The following is a 21325-nucleotide window of genomic DNA, read 5'->3' as shown; positions in this document are numbered from 1 at the left end:
TTCGTATTTATAAGGTTAAATGGATACCTACATTAAATGCGTTTTGCCCTGTAGGAAGGGACCTTGAGCCAAAACGAGCGTCCTGAAATTCAGGATCAATGCCATCGTTATTGGCTTTCCACAGCATAATATTAGACATACCTGCCCGCAGGCTCAGACCTTCAACTTTTATTTTGCCGGTAACAGACCGCGGTAAAGTATAAGTAAGGCCCAAATCCCTTATTTTCATATAGGAAGCGCTAACTGCATTCGTATTTCCATACCTATAATAGTCTGTGTTTATTTTTGAGTTATCAGCGATTGTTTTATAGCCTGGGATATTTGTCCGGTTCTCATCACCAGGTTTTTGCCAGCGGTTGGCAAAATCAGCATGCAGGTTCCCGTTTTGAAAATTCTGATTTCCAATAAAACCGTAGCCATTTGTAGATTCTGTATAGGTAGTGTTAACATCCCTGAACATTACATGACCAAGGTTGTAAACGATATTGACATTAAGCGAGAAACCTTTGTAGCCAAATGTATTGGACAGCCCCCCACTCCATGCCGGCTGAAACACACCCATAAACAATACATCGTTTGCTTTAGGCAGCGCTGCACCTGTCATACCTATCGATGCAGTACCATCGGAAAGCCTTACCAATGGATTACCGGCAGCATCCAGCCCCGCATAATCATAGGCAAATACTGAGAATGCCGGATAGTCTGGCAAATATTGTGCATTGATTTTATCACGCCCAGTAGCAACAGCCGTCAGTAAATTGATTTTGGTAATTTTATTTTTATTGTACGATAGCGTAAAGGAACTACTCCACTGGAAGTTATGGTTACGGATATTTACAGAATTAATAGCAGCCTCTACTCCTTTGTTTGACAGGTCCCCCACATTCCCTACGATAGTAGGAAAACCAGTTAAAGGATTTACTTCCAGCGGTCCGATCAGATCAGTTGATTTCTTTTGATAGTAATCCAGAGAGGCATTCACACGACGATCCAGTAAAGAAAAATCCAGGCCGATGTTAAGCGTGCTGGTCTGTTCCCAGGTCAAATTCTTATTACCGGCAGTTGCTACACGATAACCTTGTCCACCAGGTACATATGGATTTGGAATTGGCGACAGTACATCCTGGCTGGCACTTTTACCGGGCAGTGGGGAGTTTCCGCCAATACCATAAGTAACTCTGGCCGCCAGGTCATTAATAAAGCTGATGCCCTGCATAAATTCTTCATTACTGAGGGTCCATTTACCACCAACACTCCATGCAGGTTTGCGCTGTGCAGATTTATTGATACCAAAAAGATTGCTTTTATCCTGCCTCCAGCTTGCATTTAAAGTATATCTTTTATCATAGGTATAGCCAAGGTTGGCATAATAAGAGCGAAACCTTAGCAGGGATTCATGTTGTGCAAAAGGATTCTCACTAAGCTTTGCATTGCCACCAACTGTGGGCAGGATACCTCCTGCTATACCTGTAGCCGCCAATGTATTATAGTCCAGCAATGTAGCCGTTTCGGCATTCTGGTCATAGCCATATACGATACTGCTTGTGATGATATTTTTTTGCTCCTGTACTTCATATCCTGCCAATGCATTAAACTGATGTAGCTGGTTTTTTGAGGTAAAATCATATACCAGTTGATTTCTTACTGTCCAGTGCTCATCCGTTAAATTAGATGCGGCATACTTGCCCCCGGTATTGGGTAAATTATATTTAACGGTACCGTTGTTGTTCTGAGCAAACCGGAGGAGTTGTATATTCTGATTGTAATTCCTATTGTCATCATAGTTCGTGGTACGGTTTGTTCCCCTGATGTAGCCAAACACGCCTTCGTAACGCAGGCCTTTATAAAGGTCAATCGTAATTCCTGATGTAAGCCGGGCCATGAAATTGTTGCTGTTGGTAGCGCCGGTTTCCTGGTTGGTTAGCGGATTGTAGTTCAGGTTCCGCCCTGTTAAACTGGCCACAGGACCAATGGCTTCATTGGGCAATAGGCCCAGATAAGACATATCTATGTTGTTACCAGATGCATCCCGAAACAGCTGATAAGGGAGAAAGCGATTATCAGGTGAGACAGCCCGCTTTGAACCTGTCCGCTGGTTGGTCAGGTCGCCAATAAAATATGCTTTAATCCAATTATTAAAAGCATAATCGTGCCGGGTGTTGATTTTAAAAGTGTTATCCTTGTTACCTGGCGTATAACTTTGATTTCCAGTATAGGCCAGAGAAGTATAATTGGCATATTTTTCAGTTCCACCCGACAGAGAAAGGGTATGGTTCATCAATATTTGCGGACGATAAAAGATGTCTTTCATCTGGCTAAGGTTATTGATAGCACCCAAACTATCCAGTTTCGCATCCCTTACCGATGCTGAGATCCGTCCCCGGGCAAAATCCCATTCAATTTGCCTGTCGGGTGCGTATCCGGTACCACCTGTTACCGGAGAGTATGTAGGATTATACGTGAAATTTACCGGATCAAAAGTCTCTTTGGAAGCCTGTATATATTGCTGACTGTTCAGTACCGGGAAATATTCAATATCTGGCCTACCCTGAAAACTGGCAAATGCATCATAGTTGATCCTCAATTTTTGGCTAATTTCACCTTTTCTGGTGACGATTACGATCACACCGTTTGAAGCGCGGGCACCCCAGATAGAAGCCGCTGTAGCGTCCTTTAATACCGTTACATCAAGTACATCCTGCGGATTTATGAATGAGATATCAGGTACCGCTATTCCATCCACTACAAATAGAGGAGAAGCACTGGTATAGTTTTGTAAAGATGGCAACGTTGTTAAGCCGCGGATAAGAAACTGCTGCTTTCCCGATGTGGGTGAGTTATTAATCACCAGTCCGGGTATCAAACCGTCTAAACGCTGGATAATGTTGTTGCTTGTTGCCCTATTGGCTACTACATCCATATCCGGCTTTGAAAAAGAACCAGCACTCCGCTCCTTTGATATCTTCTGGTAACCGGTACTTACAATTATCTCTTCCAGATTCCCTGAAAGCTTCATTTTAATGATGCCCAGGTCTTTTGCAGCCTTAATCGGATAGTCCACATAGCCTGTATAAGAAATAACGATAAAAGCCTTTTCATCTACGTCTTTCAGCTGGAATTCTCCTGCTACATTGGTTACGGTAACCGCCTTCCTGCCTTTAATCATAGATGAAAAGTCACCCGTCTTTTTATTTTCTGAAAAATCAGCAAGAACAACACTTATTGTTGCCCCTGATAGCGGCTTACCCTCTTCATCTACGACCTTACCTTTTACATCAATCTCGCTGAACAAATCCATTACCTTATCCAGGATCGATTTCTTTTTACCTTCGATGACCACAATCCTACCATCAATATTGTAGGTAAGCGGAACTTGGCTAAAAAGTGCTTTCAATGCCTCGTCTAAGGTTGCATTGTTCAGTTTAAGGTTTACCAAACCGGCATCCCTTATCAACTTGGGTTCGAACAAAAAGTCGTAGCCCGTTTGAGACCTTATCTTTTTGAGGACATTTTTAATGGAAGAATTCTGTTCGTTGAGTGTTACCCGCTGAGCAAAGGTTGCGGCACTTACCTGCATCATGGTCACTATTAATATGACGGTGGTTAATCGCATAATGAGCAATAGTTTACAACTATAAATTTTATACATTTGTTTAGGTTTTGGTGAGCATGCTGCCTTCAGCTTCGAAACTCTGGCATAATGCGTTACATTGATAATTTAATATTTATCTAAGCCAAACTCAGGTCAGAGGTGTTAACGCACTTCTGATTCTTATTTTAAGGCTTATATTGGACGGTATCTATTTTTCCACTATAACCCTCCTTCCTTCTATTTTAAAGTGTACATTTCCTGCCTGTTCTATTTTTACGAGTACATCAGAGAGTTTGTTTTTCCTGGAGATCCATCCATCCAGTTCAATACTTTCCCTTAGGCCGGGATCGTATACAATGTCTACATTATACCAGCGTGCAATTTTCCGCATTGTTGTTTTAAAATCTTCTCCATTAAATACAAAATCATTGTTTTTCCAGGCCATTGCCAACTCTATGTCTGCAGGGATGACCTTAAGCTGGTTGTTCTCAATTACTGATTGCTGCCCCGGTTTCAATATGGCTTGATTGATCTTCACGCTTCCTTCCAGCAGCGTAGTTCGGGCAGTACTGTCATCGTCATAGTTGCTGATGTTAAAATGTGTACCCAGCACTTCTACCCTTTGTTTTTTACTTTGTACAATGAAGGGATGGGCCTTATCTTTTGCCACTTCAAAATAAGCTTCACCATTTAGTGTTACGATACGTTCTCCACGTTTGCTCAGGGCCTTATGGTAAGTAAGACTTGAGGCGGCATTCAGCCATACACGGGTGCCATCCTGTAAGTCTATCTGGTAGGTACCCCCGCGCGGAGTATTGATGGTAATCTCTTTTTCTAAAAGAGACAGGTCTTGCGATCCGGTTTTCACCTCGCTCCCGTCATTATATTGGAGTTGACTGCCTTGTATGCTTAGTCCGGCTTTCGCATCACTTAAACTGATGGTACTGCCATCTGCCAGGGTGATAAAAGCTTTGTTGCTACCAGGAACAATATCATTATCCTGGAGATTCCTCCTTGCTGTGCTTCCCTCGGGATGACGGGGAGCAGATGTATAGTATAGTAGAATACCTAAAGTAATCGTAGCTACTGCAGCGGCGACCCCCAGAGCAATCCTTATACGCGGCCATAATTTAACCGCTTTGTTTTCCTCCTGCAGCCTGGCCCAAATCCGGCCAACACTTTGATCTGCGGCTGTGTTTTCAAGTTCCAGCGGTTCGTTTCGCCAGTTTAAATACCAGCTTTCCAGCATAGCCACTTCTTCATCGGTACAGTTACCAGCATCAAACTTTTCCAGCAGTGTTTTTACTTCGTATTTGTTCATAGTATAAAGAATCGGTTTTGCCCTGATTAATACTATAGACCCATAGCTACCTGGCAACAGGTAGATGATTTTGAAAAAAAATGAAATATTTTACTACCGGACCAGAAAAACCAGGTATACCAGCAGACCAAACTTGTTTTTTAGTATTTTCAAGGCATTTGTAACCTGCTTGGATACAGTCTGTTCTGAAATCCCGAGCTGTCCGGCTATTTCCTTATGCGATAAATTCTGTTTACGGCTGAGCTCAAAAATTACCCTCATTTTTGAAGGTAATGCAGCTATCTCTTTTTCAATCATGGCTGTCATCTGGTTTTCCCTTACCAGGTAGTCAGTTATATTGCTTACCTGTTCGCTAACCTGCTGAAATGAGGAAATGTATTCAGATTCAATATCTTTATGTGCCAGTAGTTTAAATATGCGGTTGCGGACTGCGGTATAGAGATAGCCCTGCAAATGGCTTTTTAGTTCAAATGTTTCACGTCTGTTCCAAAGCGTAGTAAAAAGATCGTGGATCAGGTCTTCCGCCTCCTCCTCATTTCTTAATCTTTTAAAAGCATGTGCATACAACAGGTATTTGTACCTATCGTATATTTGAGTAAAAGCAAGCCTGTCCCCCCCTTTTAACAATGAAACAAGTTCCTGATCAGAAAGATTGCCCTGTGCAGCCATCATATTACCTCTTTGCCTCAATTATATTTAATTTAAACTATTTTTCTTCCAAGGGCGTATTGAAGACTTATCTACAATTTTATAAATATTAAATGACATTTAACGGTATGACTATAAAAATTCATTTCAATCAAGTTGAGAAGCCTGCCTCCTGAAATAAGGCGCATCTGCTAAATAATGTAAAATAGATTCAGGATCTTTATCTGCGATCTGGTTGGCCGTAAATTCCTGAAGGTGTCCCAGTTTTAGCAAGGATCCACAACCCGCCTCTTTAAACAGTTTGCTAAGTTTTTCATTTTTGTCAATATGATAGGCGTTAAAAGCCGGGAGCGTATCAATCTCCAGATATTTTTTATCCTCCTTAACGACACTTAGGAGGCGTCCAAGTTTTTCACCTTCAAAAGTATCGTTGTTGGTTAGAAATAAAAAAGTATGGATCACTAATTTACCGGCATCCATTTTCAGGACAAGATATCCAACCTTCTCATCAGAGACTCTAAATTCAACATGACTTGCATCTCCTTTCCATCGGTGCGGTATTTCTGACTGTATGAAGATGAGTACCAAAATTCGATGCATGATTCCGGGGGTGATATTTATTCTTTCCTGTAGCCTGTCGAATGCATGAGTGGTGATATATATTTCAAGAGGGATATCCAGGCTTATGGTATTGAAACCCAATAATGATGGTTTAACATTAACATGCTCCCATTCAAAGTCTTCAGAAAAGTAGCCCAGACGTATAGCATTACGCATGCCTTTCCTTGTTTCAATTGTTTCTTTCTTTGGCTTAAAGGAGTCGATAATAATCTCATTCCCCATATTGAATTCCGCAAAACAAGGACTCTCATCAAGATCAGCCATATAAACATGGTCATTATAATCATTCAGCATTAAGCAGGTATCAGACACGATTCCAATTAGTGCGTCCTGCAAATCATTATGAAATTCACCATCACGCGAGCAGAAAGAGAAACACTCCTTAACTTCCTTCATTTTAGGATCAAAATCCGTTTCAAACATATTAATACTACTAGCCAATGTCATCCCTTCCTCAAGGTACCAGCTAATTGGAATTGAATTGCCATTTGGAAAAGTAACTTCTACACCCTCCATTAGCTCATACAATAGCTTATTGAATTGAATTACCCTGCTCTTGGTGATAGATGATCCAGGGGCTGGTATAGCTTTTAGCATCTTGTAACGAATTTCAAAAAGCTTTTCTAAATAGATATCAGTGAAATAATCATATAGATCTTCACCGCCCACCAGGGTAATTATTTTTTTTGTACGATCCAAAAAGCGTTGCTTCATGGCCTTGCGTAGCTGCTCAACCTTAACTACCGACTTAATTGCCGCTTGTTTCTTTTTTTTTCTGTCCATTCAGTTGTATTTGGTATTGACGAATTTAAAAAAAAATCACAAACAGCGTTCATTAAGATCCGCTAGCCAGAAGTGTCCCCATGCCTAATAATAAAATTGACCCACTCATATTCCTTAATCAACAGACTCAGGGTTTCCATTTTTAAACGTCATATCCTGCCAATTTTCTGTCCTTTGCGGATCTACCTCCCCTTCCGCAATTACCGCCCTAAACACCGCAACAGGATTAAACCCTTTACTATTCATGATCTGGTTCCCTGAAAATGTTTTTTGTACAAACTGAAATGAAAATACAGAAACACACAAACAGCCTGGTTCTATTTCAAAAGTCAATTCCTGAGCAGGAATAACATCATTTTCACTATCATTTGGAATCTCAATGGTTTGAACCGGGCAAATGGTTTTGTGTCCATAAGCAAGATCATACATACCCACTACAATATTTAATAAGCAGGAGCTTGCTTTTCGCGGGAACTTCATATCCTCCGAAACATGGATCTCTGGTAAGTTGATGGTCAAGATATTTCCGTTGATGGTTTGCACCGGCTGCACAAAAAGAATATTATTTACAGGCGAATCGGCATTAAACTCAAAACCATTTAGCTTATCAAAAGTGTTGGTAGTAAAATGATACCCGCCCGTTTGATGATACATTGCCTGTCTCATGGTTTGCTGTACAACAGTTTTAAAGCGATAAACCATTGTACCATCATAAAAATCTGTTACGATGTTCTTTAAATTCCTTCTTAAATCTGCTGCAAGGCTACTGCTGACACCAAATTGAGTTGCTGCTTTTCTTGTGCTTTCGGTTTGCCCCTCTTTGGTTAACCTCGATTTGGCAGTAACCAATTGTGTGTTACCACGTCTCTTGTAAACAGCAGGACCTATTACGCCAGTCAGGAATTTTCCATCAAATTTCGCCATAATCTATAAATTTAAGTATAGACCAAACAACAGCTATAGTAAAAGGTTTGGAAAGCCTTCGAGAAAACAGCAAGTATAAAACATTCAAACTCTAACTAAAGTCCAACTATTTACAGGAATAGTTGGACTTTAGTTGGAGTATAGTTGCAGTATAGTTGGACTTTAATCCTTAGCTGAACCTTAACTACTTGCGCGTATATAACTAAAATACCTATACAAAATTTAGCTCCTTATTCCTGATTTCGCTTTACTTCGTCCTTGAGCTCACGGGCAGCTTTTATCGCTCCATCCTTCGATAGTGCCATCACATAAACGCAAATTTGTTCGCCTTCAAAAAAGTAATGTCCGTTGGTGGCAAGTTCGGTACGTTGCAAATCAATAACATAGTGAGCAGTAGCCTCATCGTTATGCATATTAAGCTGGACAAAAAAGCAATCTCTGGTGATATCGGTATAAAAGCCAGGGTTAAGCTGGCATTCAACAATTTGGGCATCCCCGAATGTTCTGAGCCTGCTTATATAGGCTTTGGCAGTTTCGAAATCATCAAAGGCTACATGGATAGGGATATCCAAGTCACTAAACTCCTTGATAAAATAAATAGTTTCGGTGGTTTTTGGCTGATTGAGTTTCATACTATTGATTTAAAAGATGAATAATATGAGTCCAGATGGGAATTTAGAAGAAGCCGAGATGATCTGTTTTAACCACCAGTAGGGTTAAAAACGAAGATGCACTATAGCGGACTCTAAATACCGCTCTACCAGGTTTCTCACGACCTTGTCCACGGGTTTACAATAGAGCCCATAACGCTATAGTGCACCTTCAAAAGTACAATAATATTCGTTATGGGCATTAATCTATTGTCTCCGAACGGCATTTGTGAGATTTTGGTAGAAGAGACTCTTTGAATTAATACCTCATTTAAGAAGTAAATGATATGTTGTTTATTTTCTTTAGTTCATAGGCCTGATGTTATGGTTTTAGGATCTATACTTCGGTGTAAATCAAAGCGTTTACCCGTTAGGTTTACCTTGATTACATCTATACCCCAATATAACTAAAAAACCTAAAAACAACAACAATTATCTAAATAATTAATATTAAAATCTAAATTGTAAAATATTAAAAATAATTCCAATATTTTGGAAAGCGCTAGCATCGATCCTATTTTTATAGTTATTACAAGCTCCTCCACCCCATCAACAGCTCCAATTATAGTACAAGTAGAAATAAACATAACAAAAATGTTATATTCTTAATTTTATTTAAAATAATTTTATCAATATATTGAACCAATTAATTTTATTTTTAAATCAACGCTTTCATCTCTCCATTGTATAAAGGACTAGTAAAAGGAACGGGCATTGCGACATCAGCCTTTTCAATTGCGAGGAAAGCTTCCTCTTCGTAATTAATCCAACTATTGTATATAAAAACCAAACTATTTATGCCACATCAAGCCAAATTGGAGCTACTAAGCTTTGGGAATCTTCTGTGTACTGATTTTGACCCTTTAAACATTGCTACTACTTTACAAGTAAAAACGATTGACAAGTTGAAACAAGAGGTTTCAGCCGAAGGACATAGGATTATCAATGAATTTAAAAATGCACCCTGCCGAAATTTAGAAGAAATCCATTTGGAACGGTATATACAATCTCATCAGCGTGAAGCCATCAATTTAATGGACACTACCGGAAAACATATGGAGAGCTTGGAAAAAGAACTTATTGAACCAGATACTTACCACCAGGCCATAAGCTTATACCAATGCATCATAACAACGCTCGAAAACATGCTCAACCATATAGAAAAAGAGCAGAGCAAATATTTTGACCTCAGCATATTCGTTCCCTATACCTACCGTATTGAATCGGCCGAACTACTAAACCGCAATCTGAATGTATTAAAAGCCAAACTGAAAAGCAAATCCATAGATACTGCTTTACAACAAACGATCCTGGATTATATAACCCACCATTGCGCGAGAGAAAGCTGCAGTTATCAACAGCTCAACTATGCTAAATTAATGATGGATAATATGCTTAATCTCCTTTCAGAGAACAAAGATATAGACTGGACAGAGAAGGCTATGGTAAACCTCATCTATCTGAATTTTAATACAGAAAGCTTTCATGATTATTGCAAGCATTACATTGCTTCCAAGGTAGGTACCGAACTCACCTTTGCAGCGCAAGTAGAGAAGTTTAGCTGGTACGCAAAGGAAATAAAAAATATATACCTGAAGCCAAATGTAGCCTGCGAAAAGGACAACCTACCAATTTCGGAATCGATACTTACTTACATTAGTCTCGAGCTGGTGCACATTACAACAATACAAAGTCCGCCCTTTGAAAAACAACCTGCTGTAGATTTAACTGAGCGTGCTGACAAACTTGATTTTAAACTTCCATTTAAGCTAACCGTAGCTCAACTTGCTCTATTTATAGAACTTTTTATCCGGCTACGGTTCATCTCCATCGAAAAGGGAAAAATGATGACCACCCTAGATTTCATTGCCCAAAATGCAACCACAATTGGCACAGACTCTATCAGCACATTGAGTTTAAACAAAAGTAGGAAACCTGATACCCGCACAATAGATTGGATGATAGAAACACTGCAAGCTATGATCAAAGTATTAGAAGAAATGACACTTGAATAAAAAAATATTTTCTACGTTTTTAGCGCTTTTAAAGGGGGTTAAGCCCGGGTTAACTTAACCCCTTAACCCTTTTTAGGGTTTAAGAATTCTTCAATTTGTTTCAGGTTACCGACAAGGTGTTAGCTGGCCAGCCACCTCCGAAGGACCTACACATAAGGGCTAAGGCCTGCATGTAATTAACAGATTTATTAATTTTTAAAACCTATCATTATGGGAAAATTATCAAGAGGATTCCTGGGCGGATTTCAGGGACAATTAGGCACAGCTTACGGCTGTTTTTGGAGACTGATGGACTTAATTAAGGCCATGCCACGAAAAGTAAAAAGAGCAGCAACTGAAGCTCAGGTGCCAGCCAGGTTAAAGATGAAGTTAATGACTTCATTTTTGGCCCGCTTAAAAAAGATCATCAACATTGGTTTTAAACATGCCGCAGCACCTGGCCAGGCGGCTATGAATGCTGCTGTATCGTACAACCTAAGCAATGCCATTACCGGCATATCACCAGATTTCACGATAGATTTCACTAAACTGTTGCTTAGCAAAGGCAGTCTGCCACTACCTCGCATGATTACAGCAACTGCTGAAGCCGCAGCGAAGGTGAAGTTTATATGGGAGGAAAACTATGCCGGTAGCGAGGATGGATCGGCTGATGACACCGCCAGCTTTATAGTGTATAATGAGACGAGAAGTCAATTTATAGTCCTAACCGGTGTTATAACCAGATCTGCGCTGCAATATACCTTGCAGCTGCCACCTCCTTTTGTTGGTGATACCGTACACTGCTACATCAGCTTTGTAGGCATTAATGGCAAAGAGGTTAGCAACAGCTTATACCTCGGAGAGCTAGTAGTGGTGTAATTAACCAGATTCCTTTTAGGGGAAGCGCAGGCTTTTATCGAACCTGCCCTTCCCCAATTAGGGATATCTATAAACAAATAATCTAAAACGTTATGAAGACAACATTTTTAAGCAAGTCGGCAGTTTTTGTGGTGATTAAGTACGCTACCGACTTTATATTTTTTGGACTGCTGCTGTTGGTATGGTTTACTGCACCTAAAATTATGCAGTTTGAAAATAGTACTGCCGGGTATATAGACCCTGCGATTTGGCTCCTGGTGCTACTGGCATTCATTAGCTTTTTAATGATACTGCCCTTATGCTGGTGGTTATTGCAGCGCTCCTGGAGGGCTTTGGGGTTACCCGGTTTAGGATTGATGGTTTCACAATTTAAATTCTTGAAGATATGGCAACAGTTAGGATTTTACTTTGCATGTTTTGCTTTGCTATTGTTGGTGGCCGTGGGCTGTCTGGCAGCAGTGATGTAAGCCATGAGCAGATTGTTGCCATTGCACAATCGCAAATAGGGATTAGAGAAGCGACAGGTAATAATGATGGTCCGGAGGTAGAAGCTTATCTAGCCAGTGTTGGCTTAAAGAAGGGCGAGCCCTGGTGCGCAGCTTTTTTAAGTTGGGTATTTAAAAAAGGAGGTTATTCGGCGCCTGTTACAGGTTGGTCTCCCGCCCTGTTTCCTTCGCGCAGGCTGGTTAAAATACCTGCACCGGGAGTTTTGTTTGGAGTTTACTTTCCCTCGCTAAAAAGGATTGCGCATTGCGGCGTGGTTGAAAGGGTAAACGGCAATTGGCTGAGTTGTGTGGAAGGCAATACAAATACAAACGGATCGAGAAATGGTGATGGTGTGTATAGGAAGCTAAGGCATGTAAAGACTATTTACCGCTATTCGGACTGGATCAATAACAATTCAAAAAAGAAAGGAGCTGCATTATGACACGGAGTTTAATGATAAAAAAAGTAAACCGCTTGCATAGAAGCGGAGGGCTTTCAATGCTATCGGAATTAGATAGGTTAATGAAAAAGGAAGAGCAGCGGGTATTGAAAACAAAACAGAAAGCATTAAAACGTCAGTTTAAAGAAACCGGAGGTGAGTAATGCTGTATCCTATTAGAAGAATGCTAGAGCTGATTTGTCTGATTTTAGCGCTTTCTGCAGGTTGTATGTTGTTCAAAAAAAACACAAAAACTACGATGGAGAACAATTTAGAGACGAACCACAAAACTTACCTGGAACGTGTAAACTTAAAAACTGCGAGCAAGGAAACGAATATTTACACGTATTGGAATGATAGTTCGGTATTCCAGTATCAGAACATCCGCGAAAATATAGAAGAGGCGAAGCGTAGTACAGTTAATACGGATGAGAAGCAAGTGATGCAGCAGCGGGAAACGATGAAAAAAACTGAGCCTCCGGATTTGTGGGTGTATGGAGTAGTTATAATTATTGGGATTGGAATTTTGATTTTCGTGGTTAAGTTTTGGAGGAAGAGGTAACGAAGAGCCGCTTATCGTAGTAAAAGTAAAAAGCCCTTGGAACATTTTGTTCGAGGGCTTTTTGAGATGTTTCCTACCTATACTAGGAAGTAAAAAAAAGTCCTGCTGCAATACGGTCAACAGCCTGTGCCATACGTTCAACTTGTTGCTCCGTATTTTGCGCTTGCTCAATCCAGGAAATGTACTTCTCCCTTTCCTGCGCTTTCCAGCTTTGGAAATGAGTTAAAGCTTCCGGATCATCCTCCAGACAAAGTAAAAATTCCGCCCGAACATCTAATTCTTTGATCCGGGCGAACAACTGAAGTCTGATCTGATCTCCGGCCTGCTTGCCTATCGATTTCCTGATTTGCGATTTTACAGGAAGGAAACGCTGCCCGTTCCCAAGCGATAACAAACCCATTTCAGAGACTTCAAAGTCATCAAACAGTGCACGAACTTTATCCCAGCCTAGTGGTTTGCCTGAAGGGGTCTTAATTTCCGGCAATCGCACAAAGGTCCAGCCCCCTTTTCCGGGAAACTTTTCCAACATCAGTATTTTGTCTAATAGTAAAGCACTCATTTGATCATAAATACAACTTTTTAGCTTTGTTCGATTTCTTTTAAGCTGTCCATTTTCTTGTAAGCCAGGAACCCTTTGATATCCTCAAAGTGCTCGCGTACACGCTTATTACCAAACTCGAATACTTTACTTGCCAGCCCATCCAGGAAATCCCGATCATGGGATACCAGAATCAAAGTGCCATCAAAATCCTTAAGCGCGTCCTTGATAATGTCTTTCGTCTTCATGTCCAAATGGTTGGTTGGCTCATCCAGTATTAACACATTTACAGGTTCCAATAACAACTTGATCATGGCTAAACGAGTTTTCTCGCCTCCAGAAAGGACCTTAACTTTTTTCGTGGTATCATCGCCACTAAACATAAAGGCACCTAAAAGGTCTTTTATTTTTATAGTACCATCACTTAATGGAATCTGGTTAATGGTTTCGAATACCGTTATATTTTCATCAAGTAATGCAGCCTGGTTTTGGGCAAAGTATCCAATCTTTGCATTGTGACCTACTTTTAATTCACCTTCAAAATCGATCTCGCCCATGATTGCTTTGATCATGGTCGACTTACCTTCACCATTTTTACCAACAAAAGCCACTTTTTCTCCCTGCCTGATCACCATCGATGCTTTTTCGAACACCACATGATCACCATAGGTTTTAGTGAGCTCTTCTACGATTACTGGATACTGACCCGAACGGGGAGATGGTGGAAATTTCAGCCGCAATGCTGAAGTATCCACTTCATCGATTTCAATAACTTCGAGCTTTTCGAGCATCTTCACACGCGACTGCACCGACAAGGTTTTCGAGTAAACCCCTCTAAAACGGTCTATAAATTCCTGGTTATCGGCAATAAAACGTTGTTGTTCCTCATAAGCTTTCAATTGGTGAATACGACGATCCGCACGCAACTGAAGATAATGGCTGTATTTGGCTTTGTAATCGTATATTTTACCCATCGTAACCTCAATGGTACGATTGGTAATGTTATCTACAAAGGCACGGTCGTGAGAGATTACCATCACTGCTTTTGCCGAGTTGATTAAGAAATCTTCCAACCATTGTATACTCTCGATATCCATGTGGTTGGTAGGCTCATCCAATAAGATGAGATCCGGTTTCTTTAACAGGATTTTAGCCAGCTCGATACGCATGCGCCATCCACCCGAAAACTCGAAAGTTTGGCGAGTAAAGTCCTTGCGCTCGAAACCTAAGCCCTTTAACACCTTTTCTACCTCTGCATCATAATTGACCTCTTCGATTGAATAGAATTTCTCACTCAGTTCCGATACGCGTTCGATCAGCTTCATGTAGTCATCACTGTCGTAATCAGTACGAATAGTAAGCTGCTCATTCAACTCATCAAGCTCTATTTGCATCTGGTTTACCTCTGCAAAAGCTTTCATCGTTTCTTCAAAAACGGTAACATTATCATGGGTAAGCAAATGCTGTGGCAAATATGCTATTACTGCGTCCTTTGGCCCGCTTACGCTACCGGAAGTAGGTTTAGATGCATTGGCAATGATCTTTAGTATGGTCGACTTGCCTGCGCCATTTTTACCCATCAGGGCTATCTTATCGTTCTCGTTTATCGAAAAGGTTACGTCACTAAACAGGGTGGTTCCGCCAAATGAAACGGAGATGTTATTTACATTAATCACAGTATGGAAATATTGAATTGCCGGCAAAGATAAGGGAAAGTCCTCGGATTTAAGGAGTTTTATCTACGATCTGGTTGACGGTAAAATATTTCAGGTTTAGTGAAATTACCAAGGTATTTAGTTTAACCAAAAAATAGTATTGTTTACCAAACAAAACTATTGTATTTTTGCATCAAACACTTTAACATGATACTAAAGGCAACAATCAGTCAAATCATACATGCTCAACGTTTAAATCTGGAACATAAGGATATAGGACTAAAAAGGGATACCTTGCCATTATTGCCAGATTTAGCTTCACATGCACTAATAGTGTCAGGAATAAGGCGATGCGGAAAAAGCACTTTGTTATTTCAATTATTAAAGAGCAAATATCCCGCAGCATTATACTTAAATTTTGAAGACCCCAGACTTTATGAATTCGAAAACAATGATTTTTCCAGACTAGATGAAGTGATCAAAGAACAAAAATTTACGGTTCTAATGTTTGATGAAATCCAAATTATACCAGAATGGGAGCGATATGTGCGACAAAAATTAGATGAGGGTTATAAGATCGTAGTAACCGGATCAAATGCATCGTTATTGAGTAGAGAATTAGGGACAAAATTAACAGGCAGACACATTACTAAAGAATTATTCCCATTTTCATATCATGAATTCATTTCTTTTCAAAAGCTAAAGGCATCAGCAGATTCATTACTTACCTATTTAAATGTTGGAGGCTTTCCTGAATACCTAAAACAGGGATCTGATGAGATCCTGAACCATCTTTTTGAAGATATACTTATCCGGGATATTGCAGTTCGCTATAACATCAAAGATGTAAGAACGCTTCAGCGACTAGCCCAGTATTTAATTTCAAACGTTGGAAAACTTATATCTGGGAATAAACTCAAGAATATTTTTGAGGTTGGAGCCACAAGTACCGTGTTAGAGTATTTATCACATATGGAATACTCCTATTTATTACATTTCATTCCAAAATTCAGTTATTCACTTAAAAAGCAAATTGCAAACCCAAGGAAGGTGTATGCCATTGACACTGGTTTGATCAATGTCAACTCGGGATCTTTTACTGAAGATAATGGACGTAAATTTGAGAACCTAATCTTTTTACACCTTCGCAGGACTTATAAAGAAATATACTATTTTTCTGAAAAAGGAGAATGCGATTTTATTGCATTTAAAAACGGTGCTTTTAATCAAGCCATTCAAGTATGTTATGAATTGAATCCTGATAATCTGAATAGAGAACTCAACGGAATCATTGAAGCCCTTGAATTTTTCGATGTTCAGGAAGGAATGTTAATAACCATTGATCAAAAAGATAAGTTTGAAAAAAATGGCAAGATAATCAACGTAATTCCAGCTCATGAATTCATTGTGAATCATTAAATTGGTCAGACGCCGTCTGACCAATTTAATGATTCATCAAGAAAATTTAAGCTGATAATGACTAAACGCAAAAAAGCCTTAGATTTCTCTAAGGCTTTCGAAGGAAACTTTTCTTATTTTTTAACTATTTCAACAAACAATTAAAAAAATACTTTTTCATCTTGAAAATAATTGGTAAAATAAATAATGTTTTAAAGTTTAATTTGCTTTTTTAATCTCGGTTCTTCTGTTTGCCTGATGTTCTTCTTTCGAACAGGCAACCCCGTTAGCGCAACGGTTTACTAACCTGGTCTCACCATACCCATGTGCGCTGATTCGGTCTTGAGCTATCCCTTTGCCTACAAGATACGCAACAGCACTTTCTGCTCTTTTCTGTGAGAGCCACTGGTTATAAACATCCACCCCCCTGCTATCGGTATGTGAACTCAGTTCCAGTTTGAGGTTAGGATACTTGTTCAGCAACACCAATACTTTATCGAGTTGTACAGCCGCATCAGGACGGATATTGTATTTATCAAAATCATAATAAATATTTGGCAAAACGATAGCCTGGTCTGTAAAGAATTGCAGGTAAAGGTCTTGAATATATCTTTTTGCAGTGTCTGTTTTTACCTGCTCATTTGCCGGTATATAATTCTGCTTAGTACCCGTTAGTTTGTAGCTGCTATTTTTCGCTACGTTAAACTGATAAAATCCTTTGGCATTGGTAAGCAAATCCTGTGATTTTCCATTAACGGTTTCAAGGGTTACTTTCGCACCTGCGATCGGCAGTTTAGTTTGCTGATCATATACAACACCCGCTAAAATTACATTTTCATCAACTGGGCGGGGAATAAACAAGCTGTAAATATCGTCTGCTCCATTTCCTCCTTCCCGGTTAGAAGAGAAAAGATAAGTACCCGGTATATCCGATAAAGAAACCGCAAAGTCGTCCCTCGATGTATTTACCGGATATTTAAAGTTTATAATTTTCGGTGCGTTCTTTAAATTTAAAACTTTAAAAATATCAAGACCACCCATTCCCACATAACCATCGCTGGCAAAGTAAAAATCCCCATTTGCCGCCATCACTGGTGTACGTTCGTTACCCCTGGTATTAACACTAGCCATGTTTTGAACCTGGCCCCAGGCACTATCACCATTGCGAACCATATAATACAGATCTGTACCACCTTTTCCCCCTGGCCTATTGGAGGAGAAATATAGGGTATCTCCAACCAAAAATGGATCGCTTACCGAGTAAGATCCTACATTATTAATCGGTAGGGAAACAGGCTTGCCCCATACACCCGAGCTATTTAAACGGCTACTGTAAATTTCTATATTGATGGTGCTAATTTTTTCGTAGGGTTTAATACTTTCAGGAATCCGGGTGAGGGTGAAAAACATTTCATTACCAGCATGGTTAAAAGTTGCGGTGCCCACGTGGTAATTGGTCCCGGCGTCAATAGGGAAAATACTCAGATTATTACCCGCACTATAATACAGGTGGTTATAATTGTTACCCGTCCAGGAGTAAATCTGATCACTGGGCTTTATCAATTTACCATCAAAACGCAGAAAAGGCTTATGTTTTTTAACTGATGAATCCTTACCCCCTCGTAAACTACGATCTGATGTAAACACCACTCCGTTTTTATAACTAACAGGCGCCCAATCGGCTGTTTGTGAATTAAGCCGGGTTTGGTTTTCTATTTTAACATTAACCGGATTGGCCGTCCACACTTTAGCTGAATCACAGGATGTGATAAGCCGTTCAATTTGCTGATCATTTATCAAACTATCCCCTTTAGCCCGGTACTTTTGAAAAACAGATTTGGCAAGATCGTATTTTCCATTCGCCTGTAGCGTTAAACCATAAGCAAGGGTGGTTTTGGCAGCAACGTCAGGCATGTTATCGGCTTTCGCATACCATTTTTCTGCTGCTGCGTAGTTAAAAGTTTTCCGGTAACTTTCAGCCAATCGATCAGCGGTGTAAGTTGTCGGGTTCCGTTTATAAGCCTCCGTGTATAAAGTAACCGCCTTCGTAAAATTATAAAGTTCGAATTGTTTATCCGCCTCCTTGCGCAGCGCCTGACCTCTGGTTACAAGTCCTACCAAACAAAAAGCAGCAATTAGTATATAGTTCTTCATCAGTATATATTTTCTTTTTAAAATACCCTTTGTGTGGCCATTCTCAGGCGTGTTCTGCGGAAATAATAAGCCAATGAAATCTCGTGACTTCCTCCACTGTAACCTTGTAAAGGTCCTACAGAAAAATCATAGGCATATCCCAACCGGATATTACTTTGGGGAAAAACTTCTAATGCAGCAACAAACGAGTCGCTGTTGCTCAATTCTTTCTGTAAATAAGACTTATCCCATATCTTAATTCCGGTACGATAAGAGCCGCCCAACCATATACTTTCACCGAAAAGAAGGAATGCATTTAAATCAAGATTGGTAGGTCCGCCAAAGTCTTCTTTCAACAGGAAAGAGGGCTTAAGGTTAATATTTGTACTAAGGGGGATAAGCATGCCCGCAGTCAGATATGCATGGATCTGGGGTTTAGCCAAATTCCTGAATTTTTCATCATTGTATTGCGAGGCAATCAGGTTATCGGCTGAAATACCTGCAAAGTATTTGTCATTTGCAAAGTAAATACCAAAACTCGCATTGGGTACAATCAGATTCCTTGAAGCATTAAAGTTAAGCTCCGGATCATTCGTGGAGAGCTTGTCTCCATCGATTCCATATTGGGCCACCCCTCCACTCAGACCAAAAGCCAGCCTGGAGCTTCCTTCAGCATTAAGCCTGATCCGATAGGCATAATTTAAGTAAACTGAATTATTTCGCTGTGCGCCAAGCCTGTCGTTCACTGCTTGTAAGGCCAGCCCTACATTACCCTCATTGGCAATTGCATCTACGACAATACTCCCTGTTTTAGGCGCACCGGTTATGCCTGTCCATTGACTGCGATAAAAACTATGCAAATTCAGCACTTCTTTATAGCCAGCATAAGCAGGATTAATGTATATACCATTAAATAGATATTGACTGAACTGGGCATCCTGTTGTCCAAAAACTAATTGGCTTATGGAACTGAAGAATGTAGCTAATACGATGAATTGCTTTTTCATTACACGACCTTTTAATGCATTGCTAATTTGATGTTCTTAATAGTGTGATATACCCTTTATAGGTTCTCCAGCCTGATGTGGTATTTTTTTTCACCCTGAGCACATAATAATAGGTGCCTTCATTGAGTCCTTCGCCCAACCAGTCGTTCTTATAATTAGACTGTTTGTAGACTTCATTCCCCCAACGATTTACGATGATCAGCTCATTTTCTAAATACTGGTCCAAACCTCTGATTTCGAACCGATCATTTCGTCCATCTCCGTTGGGTGTAAATAAAGATGGAATATCGAGGACTTCACCATCGAATAGTACAACTACCGTTGGGTTATCATTATTCTGTGCCGTACCGGACACATCACTTACTGCTCCTCCTCCAATTGCAACTGCGTCTACCTTAGCGGTATTTGTAACCAGGTTAGCCGTTTTATCTGCCGCAGTTGTGGTATAGATAACCGTTATTGAGGTACTTTGTCCGGGAGCAAGCGTACCTGCAATTGTTCTGCTACTGATACCTAGTTTTGTATCAGTCAAAGAAATACCGTTCAATGTAATGTTGCCTGTGTTTGTAATCACAAAGTTATAGCTCACTGAGTTTCCGTCTGGTGATACAGCTGCCGTTTTAACCAGCGCTATTGCCGGGGTAGATGATATCTCGGTAAAGGTGGGTGTACTATTGTTTTGGGCGGTGCCCGAGACATCACTCACTGATATCCCGTCAGGCGACGCAGCATTTACTGTTGCTGTATTGGTCACCCCTTTAGCATCGCGGTCCGCCTGAGAGATCGTATAATTTATCGTGACTGTGCTGCTCGCTCCAGGTGCAAGGATGGCCGATACGGAACGGCCGGCAACACCAAGTCTGGGATCGTTTAGCACAACATTGGACAAAGTTACATTTCCGGTGTTGGTCACCACAAAGCTGTAGGCAATCCTCATGCCGTCACTGGAGACAGCCGCTGTCTTGACAAGGGCGATAGATGGTACAATAACAAAAACTGTTGCTTCGGCAATATCACAATTGCCCGAGTTCAGGTTTTCGCAGATGCGGTAGCTCAGGGTATAGCTTCCTGCGGCGGTGCCGGCTGCTATGCTCACCGTTCCGTTGGCATTCAGGCTAAGCCCTGAAGGGACACTCACTGCGGTTAGGGTAACTGCCGATGGACTGAGGATGACGCCGTTCAGCAGGTCATTGCCCAGCACCGAGGCGGTTACACCACCGCTTGCCCCATTAACAGGAGTTGCTGTGTAATCATTATCTATGGCATCTATCGGGGCCATCGAGACCACGATGGTCGCTGTAGCCATATCGCAATTGCCCGGGTTCAGGTTTTCGCAGATGCGGTAGCTCAGGGTATAGCTTCCTGCGGCGGTGCCGGCTGCTATGGTCACCGTTCCGTCGGCATTCAGGCTAAGCCCTGAAGGGACGCTCACTGCGGTCAGGGTAACTGCCGATGGACTGAGGATGCCGCCGTTCAGCAGGTCATTGCCCAGCACCGAGGCGGTTACACCACCGCTTGCCCCATTAACAGGAGTTGCTGTGTAATTATCATCTATGGCATCTATCGGGGCCATCGAGACCACGATGGTCGCTGTAGCCATATCGCAATTGCCCGGGTTCAGGTTTTCGCAGATGCGGTAGCTCAGCGTATAGCTTCCTGCGGAAGTGCCGGCTGCTATGGTCACCGTTCCGTTGG

At 40.8% G+C, this 21325-nt stretch carries 18 protein-coding genes; 7 read left to right on the top strand and 11 right to left on the bottom strand.

Annotation, left to right across the window (positions count from 1 at the left end):
- Nucleotides 1-7: 7 nt before the first annotated feature.
- From B9A18_RS22235 to B9A18_RS25060, 6 genes are all read right to left on the bottom strand, one after another.
- Nucleotides 8-3649 (bottom strand): SusC/RagA family TonB-linked outer membrane protein, encoded by a 3642-nt coding sequence (locus B9A18_RS22235; protein WP_084291760.1) that lies wholly within the window; start codon nt 3647-3649, stop codon nt 8-10.
- A gap of 151 nt (nt 3650-3800) precedes the next feature.
- Nucleotides 3801-4913: a FecR family protein gene (locus B9A18_RS22230; RefSeq protein WP_084291759.1), complete on the bottom strand. Its 1113-nt coding sequence runs from the start codon at nt 4911-4913 to the stop codon at nt 3801-3803.
- A gap of 93 nt (nt 4914-5006) precedes the next feature.
- Nucleotides 5007-5603 carry an RNA polymerase sigma factor gene (locus tag B9A18_RS22225; RefSeq protein ID WP_317048260.1) on the bottom strand — a complete coding sequence of 199 codons (597 nt, stop codon included), beginning with the start codon at nt 5601-5603 and terminating at the stop codon, nt 5007-5009.
- 105 nt (nt 5604-5708) lie between these two features.
- Complete coding sequence (locus tag B9A18_RS22220) at nt 5709-6965, bottom strand: hypothetical protein (RefSeq protein ID WP_084291758.1); 1257 nt, start codon at nt 6963-6965, stop codon at nt 5709-5711.
- 114 nt (nt 6966-7079) lie between these two features.
- A complete protein-coding gene (locus tag B9A18_RS22215; RefSeq protein WP_084291757.1) occupies nt 7080-7889 on the bottom strand; it encodes a hypothetical protein in 810 nt (269 codons plus the stop codon).
- Between the two features lie 230 nt (nt 7890-8119).
- Nucleotides 8120-8521, bottom strand: a complete 402-nt coding sequence (locus B9A18_RS25060) for a hypothetical protein (protein ID WP_144009590.1) — start codon at nt 8519-8521, stop codon at nt 8120-8122.
- Between the two features lie 815 nt (nt 8522-9336).
- On the opposite strand from B9A18_RS25060, the gene B9A18_RS22200 reads away from it, so the two are divergent.
- The 6 genes from B9A18_RS22200 (at nt 9337) to B9A18_RS22185 (ending at nt 12899) form a co-directional block, all read left to right on the top strand.
- Nucleotides 9337-10554, top strand: a complete 1218-nt coding sequence (locus tag B9A18_RS22200; RefSeq protein ID WP_084291754.1) for a hypothetical protein — start codon at nt 9337-9339, stop codon at nt 10552-10554.
- A 210-nt stretch (nt 10555-10764) separates the two neighbouring features.
- The gene (locus B9A18_RS22195; RefSeq protein ID WP_084291753.1) at nt 10765-11412 is read left to right on the top strand and encodes a DUF6266 family protein; all 648 of its coding nucleotides are present in this window, start codon (nt 10765-10767) and stop codon (nt 11410-11412) included.
- A 92-nt stretch (nt 11413-11504) separates the two neighbouring features.
- The gene (locus B9A18_RS25230; protein ID WP_159452727.1) at nt 11505-11879 is read left to right on the top strand and encodes a hypothetical protein; all 375 of its coding nucleotides are present in this window, start codon (nt 11505-11507) and stop codon (nt 11877-11879) included.
- The gene (locus B9A18_RS22190) at nt 11798-12340 is read left to right on the top strand and encodes a C40 family peptidase (protein ID WP_084291752.1); all 543 of its coding nucleotides are present in this window, start codon (nt 11798-11800) and stop codon (nt 12338-12340) included. Before B9A18_RS25230 ends, B9A18_RS22190 begins: the two co-directional genes overlap by 82 nt.
- Before the next feature lie 11 nt (nt 12341-12351).
- Nucleotides 12352-12501: a hypothetical protein gene (locus B9A18_RS25225; RefSeq protein WP_159452726.1), complete on the top strand. Its 150-nt coding sequence runs from the start codon at nt 12352-12354 to the stop codon at nt 12499-12501.
- A gap of 95 nt (nt 12502-12596) precedes the next feature.
- A complete protein-coding gene (locus tag B9A18_RS22185) occupies nt 12597-12899 on the top strand; it encodes a hypothetical protein (protein WP_144009589.1) in 303 nt (100 codons plus the stop codon).
- Between the two features lie 82 nt (nt 12900-12981).
- Here the strand turns inward: B9A18_RS22185 and B9A18_RS22180 are convergent, their stop codons facing one another.
- Together B9A18_RS22180 and B9A18_RS22175 are read right to left on the bottom strand one after the other, a co-directional pair.
- Nucleotides 12982-13458, bottom strand: a complete 477-nt coding sequence (locus B9A18_RS22180) for a YdeI/OmpD-associated family protein (RefSeq protein ID WP_084291750.1) — start codon at nt 13456-13458, stop codon at nt 12982-12984.
- Between the two features lie 20 nt (nt 13459-13478).
- Nucleotides 13479-15113 carry an ABC-F family ATP-binding cassette domain-containing protein gene (locus B9A18_RS22175; protein WP_084291749.1) on the bottom strand — a complete coding sequence of 545 codons (1635 nt, stop codon included), beginning with the start codon at nt 15111-15113 and terminating at the stop codon, nt 13479-13481.
- Between the two features lie 186 nt (nt 15114-15299).
- Here B9A18_RS22175 and B9A18_RS22170 point away from each other — a divergent pair, with 186 nt between their 5' ends.
- Nucleotides 15300-16511: an ATP-binding protein gene (locus B9A18_RS22170; protein ID WP_084291748.1), complete on the top strand. Its 1212-nt coding sequence runs from the start codon at nt 15300-15302 to the stop codon at nt 16509-16511.
- A 198-nt stretch (nt 16512-16709) separates the two neighbouring features.
- Here B9A18_RS22170 and B9A18_RS25625 read toward each other — a convergent pair whose 3' ends face one another.
- From B9A18_RS25625 to B9A18_RS25450, 3 genes are all read right to left on the bottom strand, one after another.
- Entirely contained in the window at nt 16710-18644 is a 1935-nt protein-coding gene (locus tag B9A18_RS25625; RefSeq protein WP_084291747.1) for an OmpA family protein, read from the bottom strand.
- A 17-nt stretch (nt 18645-18661) separates the two neighbouring features.
- Nucleotides 18662-19630 (bottom strand): PorP/SprF family type IX secretion system membrane protein, encoded by a 969-nt coding sequence (locus tag B9A18_RS22160; RefSeq protein ID WP_084291746.1) that lies wholly within the window; start codon nt 19628-19630, stop codon nt 18662-18664.
- A 22-nt stretch (nt 19631-19652) separates the two neighbouring features.
- Nucleotides 19653-21325 (bottom strand): T9SS type B sorting domain-containing protein (locus B9A18_RS25450; protein WP_144009588.1); only part of this gene is annotated, 1673 nt, incomplete at its 5' end.

The organism is Pedobacter nyackensis (assembly GCF_900176505.1).
Taxonomy (GTDB): domain Bacteria; phylum Bacteroidota; class Bacteroidia; order Sphingobacteriales; family Sphingobacteriaceae; genus Pedobacter; species Pedobacter nyackensis.
This window is presented reverse-complemented; position numbering and strand designations above follow the sequence as displayed.

What these genes read in the sequence shown, in the direction of transcription:
- B9A18_RS22230 (WP_084291759.1), bottom strand. Translation starts at nt 4,913, where the DNA reads ATGAACAAATACGAAGTAAAAACACTGCTGGAAAAGTTTGATGCTGGT.
- B9A18_RS22190 (WP_084291752.1), top strand. Translation starts at nt 11,798, where the DNA reads ATGGCAACAGTTAGGATTTTACTTTGCATGTTTTGCTTTGCTATTGTT.
- B9A18_RS25060 (WP_144009590.1), bottom strand. Translation starts at nt 8,521, where the DNA reads ATGAAACTCAATCAGCCAAAAACCACCGAAACTATTTATTTTATCAAG.
- B9A18_RS22180 (WP_084291750.1), bottom strand. Translation starts at nt 13,458, where the DNA reads ATGAGTGCTTTACTATTAGACAAAATACTGATGTTGGAAAAGTTTCCC.
- B9A18_RS25225 (WP_159452726.1), top strand. Translation starts at nt 12,352, where the DNA reads ATGATAAAAAAAGTAAACCGCTTGCATAGAAGCGGAGGGCTTTCAATG.
- B9A18_RS22235 (WP_084291760.1), bottom strand. Translation starts at nt 3,649, where the DNA reads ATGTATAAAATTTATAGTTGTAAACTATTGCTCATTATGCGATTAACC.
- B9A18_RS22200 (WP_084291754.1), top strand. Translation starts at nt 9,337, where the DNA reads ATGCCACATCAAGCCAAATTGGAGCTACTAAGCTTTGGGAATCTTCTG.
- B9A18_RS22195 (WP_084291753.1), top strand. Translation starts at nt 10,765, where the DNA reads ATGGGAAAATTATCAAGAGGATTCCTGGGCGGATTTCAGGGACAATTA.
- B9A18_RS22215 (WP_084291757.1), bottom strand. Translation starts at nt 7,889, where the DNA reads ATGGCGAAATTTGATGGAAAATTCCTGACTGGCGTAATAGGTCCTGCT.
- B9A18_RS25230 (WP_159452727.1), top strand. Translation starts at nt 11,505, where the DNA reads ATGAAGACAACATTTTTAAGCAAGTCGGCAGTTTTTGTGGTGATTAAG.
- B9A18_RS25625 (WP_084291747.1), bottom strand. Translation starts at nt 18,644, where the DNA reads ATGAAGAACTATATACTAATTGCTGCTTTTTGTTTGGTAGGACTTGTA.
- B9A18_RS22220 (WP_084291758.1), bottom strand. Translation starts at nt 6,965, where the DNA reads ATGGACAGAAAAAAAAAGAAACAAGCGGCAATTAAGTCGGTAGTTAAG.
- B9A18_RS22185 (WP_144009589.1), top strand. Translation starts at nt 12,597, where the DNA reads ATGGAGAACAATTTAGAGACGAACCACAAAACTTACCTGGAACGTGTA.
- B9A18_RS22170 (WP_084291748.1), top strand. Translation starts at nt 15,300, where the DNA reads ATGATACTAAAGGCAACAATCAGTCAAATCATACATGCTCAACGTTTA.
- B9A18_RS22160 (WP_084291746.1), bottom strand. Translation starts at nt 19,630, where the DNA reads ATGAAAAAGCAATTCATCGTATTAGCTACATTCTTCAGTTCCATAAGC.